The organism is Nocardioides ginsengisoli (genome assembly GCF_039537225.1).
GTDB classification, from domain to species: Bacteria; Actinomycetota; Actinomycetes; order Propionibacteriales; family Nocardioidaceae; genus Nocardioides; species Nocardioides ginsengisoli.
In genome coordinates this window covers 115,730-127,959 of the sequence record NZ_BAABAC010000003.1, presented here as the reverse complement: position 1 = coordinate 127,959, position 12,230 = coordinate 115,730, and the positions used below count along the sequence as shown (strand labels likewise).

The 12,230-nt window shown below is 71.2% G+C and carries 12 protein-coding genes; 3 read left to right on the top strand and 9 right to left on the bottom strand.

Annotated features, from left to right (window positions below; translation table 11 throughout):
- The first annotated feature begins 105 nt into the window (after window positions 1-105).
- A complete protein-coding gene (locus tag AB4880_RS00660; RefSeq protein WP_367917263.1) occupies window positions 106-1,065 on the top strand; it encodes an AsnC family transcriptional regulator in 960 nt (319 codons plus the stop codon).
- A gap of 10 nt (window positions 1,066-1,075) precedes the next feature.
- Here AB4880_RS00660 and AB4880_RS00655 read toward each other — a convergent pair whose 3' ends face one another.
- The 7 genes from AB4880_RS00655 to AB4880_RS00625 all read right to left on the bottom strand — a co-directional run bounded on the left by AB4880_RS00655 (window position 1,076) and on the right by AB4880_RS00625 (window position 8,687).
- Entirely contained in the window at window positions 1,076-2,086 is a 1,011-nt protein-coding gene (locus AB4880_RS00655) for an alkaline phosphatase family protein (protein ID WP_367917262.1), read from the bottom strand.
- 75 nt (window positions 2,087-2,161) lie between these two features.
- Window positions 2,162-2,644: a nucleoside deaminase gene (locus AB4880_RS00650; RefSeq protein ID WP_367917261.1), complete on the bottom strand. Its 483-nt coding sequence runs from the start codon at window positions 2,642-2,644 to the stop codon at window positions 2,162-2,164.
- On the bottom strand, window positions 2,641-4,122 hold the full coding sequence (locus tag AB4880_RS00645; RefSeq protein ID WP_367917260.1) for a cytosine permease: 1,482 nt from the start codon (window positions 4,120-4,122) through the stop codon (window positions 2,641-2,643). Before AB4880_RS00645 ends, AB4880_RS00650 begins: the two co-directional genes overlap by 4 nt.
- 14 nt (window positions 4,123-4,136) lie before the next feature.
- On the bottom strand, window positions 4,137-5,564 hold the full coding sequence (locus tag AB4880_RS00640; RefSeq protein ID WP_367917259.1) for a YlbE family protein: 1,428 nt from the start codon (window positions 5,562-5,564) through the stop codon (window positions 4,137-4,139).
- Window positions 5,564-7,111: an acyl-CoA synthetase FdrA gene (gene fdrA, locus AB4880_RS00635; protein WP_367917258.1), complete on the bottom strand. Its 1,548-nt coding sequence runs from the start codon at window positions 7,109-7,111 to the stop codon at window positions 5,564-5,566. The genes AB4880_RS00640 and fdrA overlap by 1 nt, the downstream gene beginning before the upstream one ends.
- Before the next feature lie 11 nt (window positions 7,112-7,122).
- Window positions 7,123-7,725 carry an ankyrin repeat domain-containing protein gene (locus AB4880_RS00630; RefSeq protein WP_367917257.1) on the bottom strand — a complete coding sequence of 201 codons (603 nt, stop codon included), beginning with the start codon at window positions 7,723-7,725 and terminating at the stop codon, window positions 7,123-7,125.
- Window positions 7,722-8,687 (bottom strand): oxamate carbamoyltransferase subunit AllH family protein, encoded by a 966-nt coding sequence (locus AB4880_RS00625; protein WP_367917256.1) that lies wholly within the window; start codon window positions 8,685-8,687, stop codon window positions 7,722-7,724. The genes AB4880_RS00630 and AB4880_RS00625 overlap by 4 nt, the downstream gene beginning before the upstream one ends.
- A 120-nt stretch (window positions 8,688-8,807) precedes the next feature.
- Between AB4880_RS00625 and AB4880_RS00620 the strand changes: the two genes are divergently transcribed.
- Together AB4880_RS00620 and AB4880_RS00615 are read left to right on the top strand one after the other, a co-directional pair.
- Window positions 8,808-9,785 carry a carbamate kinase gene (locus AB4880_RS00620; RefSeq protein ID WP_367917255.1) on the top strand — a complete coding sequence of 326 codons (978 nt, stop codon included), beginning with the start codon at window positions 8,808-8,810 and terminating at the stop codon, window positions 9,783-9,785.
- Window positions 9,785-10,501 carry a GntR family transcriptional regulator gene (locus tag AB4880_RS00615; RefSeq protein WP_367917254.1) on the top strand — a complete coding sequence of 239 codons (717 nt, stop codon included), beginning with the start codon at window positions 9,785-9,787 and terminating at the stop codon, window positions 10,499-10,501. The genes AB4880_RS00620 and AB4880_RS00615 overlap by 1 nt, the downstream gene beginning before the upstream one ends.
- A gap of 27 nt (window positions 10,502-10,528) precedes the next feature.
- On the opposite strand, the gene AB4880_RS00610 is transcribed toward AB4880_RS00615, so the two are convergent.
- The gene (locus tag AB4880_RS00610) at window positions 10,529-11,134 is read right to left on the bottom strand and encodes a DUF1326 domain-containing protein (RefSeq protein WP_367917253.1); all 606 of its coding nucleotides are present in this window, start codon (window positions 11,132-11,134) and stop codon (window positions 10,529-10,531) included.
- 48 nt (window positions 11,135-11,182) lie between these two features.
- Complete coding sequence (locus AB4880_RS00605) at window positions 11,183-12,211, bottom strand: phosphatase PAP2 family protein (RefSeq protein WP_367917252.1); 1,029 nt, start codon at window positions 12,209-12,211, stop codon at window positions 11,183-11,185.
- Window positions 12,212-12,230 lie beyond the last annotated feature (19 nt).

The window sequence follows — 12,230 nt, the reverse complement described above, 5'->3', positions numbered from 1 at the left end:
CAATAGATCAAGCAAAAAGAATGAAATGAGCCAAGTGGTGAGGTTTTCGTGAATGTGCGGGCCGTCGCGTCCGAGCCGCGCACGGTCGTGCCGGATACTGGCCGCGTGTCGAGCGCACCCCTGGACCCGCTGTCGCAGCGGATCGTCGGAGCCCTGCAGGTCGACGGTCGCGCCTCGTGGCGCAAGGTCGCCGAGGTCCTCGACGAGCCGGTACGCACCGTCGCCCGCCGCGGCGCCGCGCTGCTCGAGGACCGCACGGTCCAGGTCGTCGGCCTGCCCAACACCGACCAGACCCACATCATCCGCCTGCGCTGCCGCGCCGGCGCCACCGCGGCGGTCGCGACGGCGGTCGCCGCCCGGCGCGACACGGTCTTCGTCTACGCCGTCGGCCGAGCGCCCGAGATCGTCGCCGAGGTGATGACGCCCTACGACGCGCTGGCCGGGCTGGTCCTCGACGAGCTGCCCGCGCTCGACGGCGTCGAGGAGGTGCGCGCCGACTCCGCGCTGCTCTACTTCCGCACCGTCGCCGAGTGGTCGCCCGACCTGCTCAGCGCCGACGAGACCGCCGCGCTCGGCGAGGTCGCCGACGGCGAGCCGTTCTCGCCCGAGACCCGCTTCCAGCTCGACGAGACCGAGCGCGCGCTGCTCGACGCGCTCGTCGCCGACGGCCGCACGCCGCTGCAGGACATCGCCGAGCTGCTCGGCTGCTCCGACGCCACCGCGCGGCGCCGGGTCGAGCAGCTCATCGACCGCGGCGCGCTGCGGATCCGCGCCGTCGTCGAGCCCGCGCTGCTCGGCCTGCCCGTCGAGACCCTGGTCTGGCTGCGCGCCCACCCGACCCGCATCGACGAGATCGGCCGCGCGCTCATCGCCTCGCCGCTCGTGCGCTACTGCGCCTTCGTCGCCGGCGAGGACCAGCTCCTCGTCGACGTCACCACCCCCGACGTCGACACCCTGCGACGGCTGCTCACCGACCCGGCCTGGGCCGGGGCCGCCGACCAGGTCAGCGCGACGCCGCTGCTGCGCGCCTACAAGCGCGGTGGCGTGCTCGTCGGCGAGGGCTGACGCCCGCCCCTCAGAGGCCGAACGCCGCCCGCATGTCCGGCGCGGTGCGTCCCGCGCCGAGCGGCCTGACGCCGAGGATCTGCCCGATGAACCGGGTCAGCGAGTAGTGCGTGAGCGGGGTGCGGACCACCTTGTGCCGCAGCCTCGCGTGCAGGACGGCTGTCAGCACCGTGTTGTTGCCGCTCCTGTCGTCCTCGTCGGCCGTGATCACGACCACGAGCCGACCGCGGGTGAAGTCCGCGCTGGCGAGGACCGGAGCCAGCTGCGTCCGCAGCCACGCGTCGGCGGTGCGGAGGGAGCCGTCGTGGGCGTCATGGACCAGGTCGGGGACGAGCAGGCCGACATTCGGGAGCGTGCCGCGGCGCGCGTCCCTCGCGAGCGCGGCCACCGGGACGTCGTACCTGCGACACTGGGCGCGCTCGGCCGTGAAGTAGACCCACGGGTTGTGCCGCACGGCGTAGGTCGGCGCCCCGACCGAGCGGTCGGGGCTGTCCCAGACGTGGCAGGCGTCGGGCATCGCGTCGGCGTACGTCTTCGCGGTCTTGCCGACGCTCAGCGCCTGGCCGAACACCGAATGCGCGCGGCCCACCTTCGCCGCATTGGCCGACGGCGCCCGGTCGTCGGTCACGCCGTACGTCGAGCCGCCGGCGATCGCCAGGTAGTTGGGCTCGCTCGGGTGGGTGAGCGCGCGCCAGCGGGTGGCGTAGCCGTACCGCTGGGCCAGCGAGGCGACGTACGGCATGCCGGCGCGCATCTGGGCGAGCGTGTGGTTCTCCTCGATGACGACGAGGACCTTGGTGGGGGAGCCGGGCGTCGCGCGCCCCGATGCGGTGCTGCTCGGTGCGGGCTTCGGGGCGGGCTGTGGCCGGCGGGTCGAGCCCGGCGTCGGCGTCGGTGACACGCCGGCGGTGCGGCTCGCCGGCCCGACATTCGACGGCGCCGGGCCGTCGCTGCCGCAGGCGGCGGACAGGGGCGCGGCGATCAGGACGACGGCGGCGGCCGCCACGAGGCGCGTTCTCACCGCTCCATGGTCTCACCCGGCATTCCGGTCGAGAGATCCTCGATTTCGGGACCGGAATGCCGGGTGCGACCGGGGTCAGCCGTTGAGCCGGCGGAACTCCGCCCAGATCTCCGCGCACTCCTCGCGGCCCTCGTCGAGGTGCACCAGGTCGAACGTGCTGGTGTCACTGCCGTCGAGGTAGCGGCGCAGGTGCATGTCCGAGAAGCCGTGCTCGGCGGCGTCGTCGCGGGTCGACGCGTAGTAGCACTCGGTGATGCCGGCCCACATCATCACGGCCACGCACATGGGGCACGGCTCGCAGGTGGCGTACATGACCATGCCCGACAGGTCGAGCGTGTTCCGCTTCCGGCACGCCTCGCGTACGGCGACCATCTCGGCGTGGCCGGACGGGTCGGTGTCGCGCAGCACGGTGTTGCCGACGCTGACGACGACCTCGCCGTCGTCGACGAGGGTCGCGCCGAAGGGGCCGCCGGTGCCGGCCCGCATGCCCTCGACGGTGATGTCGGCGGCCTGGGCGAACCAGCCGTCGACCTGGGCTCCGGTGGGGGTGGTGGTCATGCCGATGCCTTTCGCGCGCCGCGGATCGTCAGCGCGTAGCCGACGAAGCCGATGAACAGACCCGAGAAGAACGCCAGGTTCTTGATGTCGACGAGGAAGCCGACCTCCTTCAGGCCGGGCACGGTGCCGGCCATGGTGATCACGAAGCTGATCGCCAGGACGGCGATCGCCCGCCAGTTGTAGGCCTGCTGCGGCGCCTTCGGGTCGGCGTAGATGCCGTCCAGGTCGACGGTCCGCTTCCGCTCCACGAAGTACGACGCCAGCATGATGCCGGCGATCGGGCCGAACATCGAGCCGATGAACGAGTAGAACAGGAACAGCGCGTCGGTCGCCTCGAGGAACTTCCACGGCAGGAACAGGGTTCCGGCCACGGCGGTGATGATCGCGCCCTTGCGCACGGTGAACCGCTGCGGCCACTCCGCGGTGAGCTGCAGGCCCGCCGGCAGCATGTTGCCGAACACGCAGAAGGCGGTCATGCCGACGTTCATCGACAAGATCAGCAGGACGACGACGAACGGGTTGCCGATCGAGTTGATCGCGTCGACGAAGATCGTCGGCCGGTTGACGTCGAAGTCCCCGTGCGTGGTGACGCTGAGCGACGCCATGAAAGACACCGTGACCAGCGTGAACAGCAGGTACGACGCGATCACGCCCACCGGGAACCCGAGCGCCGGCGCCTTCGTGGTCGTGGCGTTGCGGGTGTAGTCGCCGGTGTTGACGATCGGGCCCGCCCAGTTGGAGACCAGCGCCGCCACGCAGCCGACGAACACCAGCGGGGTCACCGGGGTGTGCACCGGGTGCAGGTCGAACAGGGCGGAGACGCTGCCGACGTTCTTGATCGCCAGCACCACGCCGATCACGATCAGCACGTACACGGCCGGGTTGGCCCACGTGCTGAACTTCCCGAGGAAGGCCTGACCCGCCAGGAACAGCGCGACGGTGATCGACCACATGATCAGGTAGGAGATCGCGGTCGGCACGGCGAGGCCGAGGATCGACCCGCCCAGGTCGGCGTACCCGGGGAAGATCTTGTCCATCACCACGTCCAGCGCCTGGGCGCTGGAGACCGTGGAGAGGCCGAAGAACACGATGCCCGCGATGGTGCCGCGGATCGCGGCCGGGATCAGCGCGCCCTTCGAGCCGAAGGAGTCGCGCAGCAGCATCGCGAAGGGCACGCCGTACCGCGCCGAGGCCTGGCCGTTGAGGACGTAGCCGACGGACACGATCACCGCGCTGAGCAGGATCGCGGCCACCACCTGCGTTGCCGACAGGCCGAGCGCGAAGAATCCGACCACCGTGAAGTAGGACAGGATGTTGTGGATCGGACCCATCCACACGGTGACGAACTGCGGCGTGGACCAGGACCGGTCCTGCGGCCGGATCGGGAGGACGTCGGCCGCGTAGCCGCGGGCGGCGTACGTCGCGAGCGCCTCGGCGCCCGGGTCGATCAGGTCGTCGACGCTAGAGGTCGTGGACATGCCACCCCATCCCCTCAGGCCTGGCCGATGGTGTCGGCGAGCGCGAGGATCGCCTGCTGGAAGGCCTCGACGGGCGGGTGCACGATGCCCGCGCCGATCATGCCGATGCCCGGCTCCTTGTGCGCGATCGCGGTGTTGATCAGCGGCAGGATGCCGGTCTCGATGACCTTGCGGACGTCGATGCCGGTCGGAACGCCCATGAAGTCGAGCGCGGGGATCGTGACATTGGGGTTGTTGGCCGTGGTGATGGCGTTCATGGTCTTCGAGTAGCCCATCGCCTCCTGCACGGTGCCGCCGACGAGGGCGACGATCGCGGGAGCCGCGGCCATCGCGAAGCCCCCGATGCCGAAGGTCTCGGTGATGGCCGAGTCGCCCATGTCGAGGCCGGAGTCGGCCTCGGTGTAGCCGGCGAACATCGGGCCGACGACCTGCTGCGCGGGGCCGGTGAACCACCGGTCGCCGGTGCCGGACACGCGGATGCCGAAGTCGACGCCGTTGCGGCACATGGCCGTGACGACGGTCGAGTTCTCGATGCCGGCGGCGGCGTCCATCGCGGCCTTCGCGGTGACCATCCAGGTCGGGCCGGAGAAGTAGTCCGAGGAGGCGACGAAGTCGAAGACCTCGCGCTTCTCCTTGGTCGTGAAGTCCGTCTCGAGGATGTACGGCGCGAGCGCCTGGATCAGCAGCGTGGTGCCGGCGACGTTGCGGTTGTGCGCCTCGTCGCCCATGTGCAGGGCCTGGGAGAGCAGCAGGCGCAGGTCGAGACCGCCCTCGTTGAGCTCCATCGCGCCGGCGAGGATCGGGCCGAAGACGTCGCGCATCCAGTTGAGGCGGTCGATGACCGACTGGTCGTTGGCGCCGAACCGCAGGATCTTGGAGAGCTGCTCCGAGAGGTTCGTGAACGCGACATTGCCGTGCGTGCGGTTGGTGACCTTGTGCACCCACATGCTGGCGCTGGTGACGCCGGCCATCGAGCCGACCGACTGGTGCTCGTGACAGGGGGAGAAGGTGATGTCGCCCGAGGCGGCGAGCTCGCCGGCCTCGTCGAGGTCCTTCGCCAGGCCCTCGAAGACGAGCGCGCCGGTGACGGCGCCCTTCATCGGACCCGACATCCGCTCCCACGTGATGGGCGGGCCGGCGTGCAGGATCGTCGTCTTCGTCATGCCCGGCACGGTGTCGATCGCCTGGCCGAAGCCCTCGAGGAAGGGCTGCGCGGCGAGGACGCGGCCGACCGCCTCCTCGTTGGCCGCGGCGATCTTCTCGACGAGCTCGGGACGCTCGAGGCGGCCGAGGGCGGCGATGATCTCCGGGTCACCGCCACCGGGCGGCGTCCAGTCCATGCGGACCGGCGCCACGCCCTGGGCGGTCAGGTCCTCGGCGAACATGTCCAGGCCCAGGTTGACCGGCTTGAGGTCGGTCGAGAACAGGCTGTTGATGCTCATCAGTTGTCACCCTTCGCTACGAATTCGCGGGCCAGCAGGCCGAGGTTGGTGGAGGAGGAGGCGATGGTCACGCCGGCTGCCTCGAGCTGAGCGACCTGGCCGGCGATGGCCGGGGTGTCGAGGTCGGTGCCCAGCACGTAGCCGAGGATCTCGAGGTGCTGACCGCGCGCGGCGGCCTTGGCCTTGGCCTCCTCGATGGCGGGGATGGTCACGCCGACCGGGTCCTCGTGGGCGCCGAAGCCGAGGATGAAGTCCATCGCGATGACGCCGACCTCGGGGTCGTCGGCCTCCTGGACCAGGCGCTGCAGGCGCAGCGACGGGTCGATCATCGGGTGCGGGCGGCCGTCGGTGAAGTCGTCGTCGCCCATGTCGAGGAAGGTGTGCTCGCGCGAGGGAGCGGTGGCACCGAGGACGTACGCCGGGTCCTTCTGGATGTTGGAGTAGACGTTGTCGAACGTCGCGAGCGCCGCGAACATCGCCTCGTCGCACAGGGTGCCGCCGCAGAAGAGACCGCGGACGTACTTCTGCTCGGGGGCGAGCTTGCCGCGGACCTCCTCGATCAGCGGGATGTTCAGCGCGTGCAGGTCGAGCGTGGACTCGTCGACGCCGGTGGCGAGGACGGCGGCCAGTGCGGCGGGCTTGGTGCCCGACACCAGCTGCACGTTCGGGTAGCCCGACTCGGTGCGGCTCGAGCCGAGGAAGCAGACCACGACCGGCTTGCCGGTCGCGCCCAGGACGCCGAGGACCTTGTCCGCGACCTCCTCGGCCGGCGGCTTGGAGACGACGACGATGACCTCGGTGGCCGGGTCGGCCGCGAGCGCCTCGATGCCGTCGATCATCATCCGGCCGCCGACCTCGGCGGACAGGTCGCGACCGCCGGTGCCGATCAGCTGCGAGACGCCGCCGCCGAAGTCGTGCACGCGGACCGAGATCTCCTGGCTGCCGGTGCCCGAGGCGCCGACGATGCCGATCGAGCCACGGCGTACGGCGTTCGCGAACGCGAGGCCCGTGCCGTTGATGATCGCGGTGCCGCAGTCGGGGCCCATGAGCAGCAGGCCGTTGTCGTGGGCCAGGTTCTTGAGCTCGATCTCGTCGTCGACGGAGACGTTGTCGGAGAAGATCATCACGTGCTTGCCGGCGACGAGCGCCTTGCGCGCCTCGCGGGCGGCGAACGCGCCGTTGACCGAGATCAGCACGAGGTTGCTGTCGGGGACCTCCTCGAAGGCGCCGTCGAGCGTGCGGTAGCGGATCTCCGCCTCGCCGGCGGCCGAGGAGCTCTTGCGCGCGAGGATGTCGTTGACCGACCGGATCGCGTCCTCGACGAGGTCGTCGGCGGCGTCGATCACGATCATCAGGTCGCTCGGCTTGGCCGCGTCGATGGCGGGGTCCTGGACGCCGACGTTGGCGAGGACCTCCTTGTTCATCGGGGTGGCCATGCCCAGCAGCGCCTGGGTGACGCCCTCGACGGCGTTGGCCTTGGTGCTCATGGACATGAGCGAGACCGAGTCGAGGTAGGTGTTCTTGCGAATGTCGATGTGCCTGGTCATCGAAGTTCCTTTCAGAGGTAGCGCTCGATCACGGCGGCGAGGTCGTCGAAGCCGCGCTTGCGCGCCAGGTCGAGGGGAGTGACGCCCCATTCGTCGGTCATGCCGGGCTTGGCGCCGTGCTGGAGGAGGAGCTCCGCGGTCTGCTGGCGGACCGGGCCGCCGTCGCCGAGGATGATCGTCTCGATCAGGGCGGTCCAGCCGAGGGTGTTGGTCAGGTTGACGTTGATGTTCGTGTTCTCCAGCAGGTACCGGACGATCTCGAGGTGGCCCTTCTCCGCAGCCGGGGTCAGGCCGTTGCCGCCGAAGCGGGTGAGCCGCTTGAGGTCGGTGCCGGCCTCGACCATGAGCTTCACCAGCTCGAGGTCGTCGTGGATGCACCCGTGGATGAACGGGTTGAAGCAGGTCTGGTCCTGGGCGTCGATGTCGACGCCCTCCGCGATGAGGAAGCGCACCACGTCGTAGTGCTGGGCCCGCGCGGCGGCGAGGATGGCGCTCGCCTCCTCCCGGTCGAGGGCGTCCTTGTCCGCGCCGTCCGCGAGCGCGGCCCGGACGCCGTCCAGGTCGCCGGCCGCGGCCGCGGCCAGATAGCGCTCGTCGGCTGAGGGTGTGGTCACAAGGTCTCCTTCGGATGGGTGGGGATGCGGGCGAGGAGGGCCTCCTCGCGCAGGTCTGCCTCGACGACGAGGCCGAGCCGGACGCCGGTCAGCACGTCGGCGCCGGAGCTGTGGCCGATCGCGCGCACGTGCTGCGCGGCGGCGGCGAGGGTGGGGTCGTCGGCGCCGGCGGCGATCGTCGCCACCAGGTCGTGCACCCGCTGCCGGGCGCGGCCGTCGGCGGCCTCGGCGAGGGTGGCCGCGCTGACCGCGGTGGTGCGGGTCTCCAGTGCGGGGGCGGCCATGACGGCGGCAAGCAGGGCGGTGAGCGCGGTCGCGCCGAGCGACCCGCTCGCGGCCGCGACCACGGCCAGGCCGGTGAGGATGTCGTCGCCGCTGGGGGTGAGCCCGGCGCCGAGGCCGATCAGCGCGCGCATCGCGGCGGCGGCCGCGTCGACGTCCGTGGCCCGGAGCGCGTCGCCCAGCACACCGGTACGACGCGCGAGCTCGGCCGCGCTCGCCTCCTCGAAGGGGCAGCGGCCGGCCGGTGGCACGAGGTGCCCCGCGAGAACGTCGGCGGCGTGGCGGAGGCGCGCCACGTCGACCGCGGACAGATCGGCCGCAGGCGGCTGCCAGCGGGCGGCGCCGGCGAGGACGACGGTCGTGCCGTCGTCCGCGCGTCCCGCGCCGCGGTGACGGAGCTCGCCGGGGGAGAAGGCGACCGCGTCGCCGTCGCGCCAGCCCAGCCGCGCCCAGGCGGTCGCGGGGAGGCGGATCGTGCGGGGAGCGTCGTCGAGGGCGTCGGTCGAGAGACAGCAGAGCAGCCCGTCGGGGGTGAGCAGGTTGACGACCTTGTCGTGGACCGAGTGCACGAGACCGCCGCGGCCCTCGGCGGGGAGGCCGTCGAGGAGGTCGACCAGCCGGGCGTCGGCGGACACGGCGTCGATCCGCCGTCCCGCACCGGCTGCTGCCGTCGCGACCACCCTGTCGCTCCTTCATCTGTCATCCGGCACCTGTGAGCCGGGTCTCACCTTGTTCATGGATGGTATACCATTCCCTAAAATGGTATACCACTCCCTACATCATCTATCAGGAGGAAGCCGATGCGAGTCGTAGTGGCACTGGGGGGCAACGCGCTGGCACGCCGGGGCGAGCCCATGACGGCGGAGTACCTGCGCGAGAACGTGCGCTCGACCTGCCAGGCGCTGGCCGAGCTGGCCCGCACGACCGAGCTGGTCATCACGCACGGCAACGGCCCGCAGGTCGGTCTGCTGGCGCTGCAGAACCTCGCCTACCAGGACGTCGCGGCGTACCCGCTCGACATCCTCGGCGCGGAGACCCAGGGCATGATCGGGTACGTCGTCCAGCAGGAGCTCTCGAACGCGGTCAAGGGCGAGCGTGAGGTCGCCGGCATCATCACGACCACCGTCGTGTCCGAGGACGACCCGGCCTTCGACCGGCCGACCAAGCTGATCGGCCCGCAGTACTCGGCGCACGACGCCGCCGAGGCCGCGGCCGAGTACCGCTGGACCATCGCCAAGGACGGCAACGCCTTCCGGCGCGTCGTCCCGTCGCCGCAGCCGATCTCGATCGTCCAGGCGCCCCTCATCCAGCGCCTGCTCGACGGCGGCACGCTCTGCGTGTGCGTCGGCGGCGGCGGCGTCCCGGTCCGCATCGACAGCAAGGGTCGTCACGTCGGCGTCCAGGCGGTCGTCGACAAGGACCAGGCCAGCGCGGCCCTCGCGGCCGACATCAAGGCCGACATGCTCATCATGCTCACCGACGGCGACTACGTCAGCGAGAACTGGGGCACGCCCGAGCAGCGCGACATCGTCACCGCGTCGGCCGACGCGATCGCGCAGCTGACGTTCGCCGAGGGCTCCATGCAGCCCAAGGTCGACGCCGCCATCCGCGTCGCGCGCGCCGGCGGCCGGGTGCTCATCGGGCCGCTCGACCGGCTCGACGACCTGCTCGCCCGCAGGGTCGGCACCGAGATCGTCCCGACCCTCGACGAGGGCATCGTCTTCCTCGGCCAGGACGGCGCGGTCCAGGCGCCGGCGAAGGCCACGGCGAAGGCCTGATGGCGATGGGCGCGGGTGCCTCGCGGGCCGGCACCCGCGCCGACGGGCTCAAGGACATGCCCAAGGACATGCCCAAGGACATGCCCAAGGAGTCGGCGCGGGTCGCGGACTGGCTGCGCAACCAGATCATCGATGGCGAGCGCGAGCCCGGCAGCAAGCTGGTCGAGCGCGACGTCGCGACCGAGTTCGGCGTGAGCCGGGTGCCCGTGCGCGAGGCGTTGAAGATGCTCGACGCCGAGGGCCTGGTCCTGCTGCGCCCGCACACCTGGGCGATCGTGCGCGAGCTCTCGGAGGAGGACGTCGCCGAGCTCGACGAGGTCCGCACCGCGCTCGAGGTGCTCACCTTCCGCCTCGCCGCGCAACGCCGTACGGCGACCGGGCTGGCGCGGCTGCGCGTCGCCCTCGACGCCGAGCTCGCCGGTGCCCGCGCCGGCGACCGGGTCGTCGCGCGCCGCGCCGCGGCCGACTTCCACGAGATCGTCACCGAGATCGCCGGCAACCGGCTGCTCAGCGAGCTCGGCCAGACCATGCGCAGCCGGCTGCGCTGGCTGCTGGGGCAGCACGACGACCTGATGCACGTCACCGAGGAGCACCAGGTGCTCTACGACGCGATCGTCGCGGGCGACGTCGCCGACATCGAGCGGCTGGTGCTCGCGCACATCGAGAGCAGCCACGTCCAGCGCATCGCCCACGAGCAGGCGCTGCGCGGGAGCTAGCAGGCTACGACTCGCCAGCCGGGACGGCTAGGCCGACCAGGCGAAGGGCGCCGAGAAGGAGTTCTTCCCGCTCGTCTCCCACACCAGGCCGAAGGCGTTGACCTTCGCCACGGTGGCCGTGCCGGCGGCCAGCGTGTCGGCCGGGAAGCCCACGCCGCTGACCCGGATCCCCTTGCCGGTGGGGTCGAGCCCCGACACGAAGTCCTGCACGCTGAGGTCGACCATGTCGCCCACCCGCACGGTGTGGGTGAAGCCGTCGTCGGCGTACTCGATCGGAGCGGGGCCGCCGCCCACCATCTCGCCGATCAGCGGCGCGAGGTCGGCCAACGGGCCGCCGACCTGTCCGCCGAAGATGGCGTTGAGGGCGTTGGTCTGCTCCTCGGAGGCCTGGTCGTCGACGAGCAGCGCGGCCTTCCAGCCGCCGTCCATCATCATGGCCGGGGCGTCGGCGAGCATGCAGACCGTGCGTCCGGAGAGGTCGACGCCGTCGGAGGCGCCCGCGTCGATGTGGAACGCGAGCGCGACGGTGCAGCGCTCGGTGTCGGCGGCCACGGTCAGCCCGGAGGTCGAGCAGGGGCAGATCATGTCGCAGCTGCAGTTCTCGAAGTACGTGCCCTGAATCTCCCAACTCATGCTTCGAGGGTAGGTCTGCGCCGCCCTCGCGGGGAGATCAAAAGTTGGCTATGTCTGCGACCGGGCAGGGGGCCGCTTGACCCCCACGGTGCGCGGCCCGAGCCACCACGCGAGCGCCCCGATCGCCAGACCGGCCGGGACGTCGACGAAGAAGTGCCAGCCGAGATAGACGGTCGCCACCATGGTGCCCGCGAGGAAGACCCACATCACGATCGTGGTGCGCCGCATCCGGTGCCACCAGGCCAGGCCGAGGATGGTCGCGGTGATGCCGACGTGGAGGCTGGCGAAGGCCGACACCTGCGCGAAGGCGTCGGACGCGTGGGGGTGCGCGAGCAGGTAGTCGCGCTGCGCCATGTACTTGTCCTGGGTGTCCTGGATCATCATGTGCGGCAGCCCGGCGAACTCCTCGGGCGCCGCGTTGAACGGCCCGAGCGAGGGGATCGCGTAGTAGCTGAAAGTGCCCAGGATCCAGGCCCAGACGAAGGCGGCGATGCCGGCGTAGGCCTCGCGGGTGCGACGCACCAGCACGGCCGCGGCCGGGAACGAGAAGATGACGAGCGTCGGGAAGGCCTCGTACCAGACCATCAGCACCCAGGCGGCGACGTTCTCGCCGAGCACGTCGTGCAGCAGGACGGCGGGGCTGTGGCCGAAGAAGAGCCAGCGGTCCCAGCGCAGCAGCATGTCGTCGCGCGGGGCGTTGAGGACGTCCCAGCTCTTCAGGTTGTGATAGGTGAAGTAGGTGACGTGATAGGCGAGCAGGGCCAGCGCAGCCAGCCCGAGCCGCCGGGGGGTCCAGCGGCCGCGGATGGTCGCGACGACGCTCGCGCGCGAGCGCGGGCGGGGCGAGCGCAGGATGCCGTCGAGGACGATCAGCCCGACGGCGATGGCGATGGTGACGCCGATCCGATTGACCAGGAAGGCGCCGTGGGGGTCGCGGAAGGGGATGCCGACGTCGATCGACCGCGCGAGGGCGATCGCGACGAAGGCGAGGACGACGGCCCACAGCCGGACGGCGAGCCACCCGTCGTTGCGATCGTTCGCGTCGACGGCGGTCAGCCGCTCCTCCTGCAGCGCCATCGGGTTCCTCTCTGGGGGG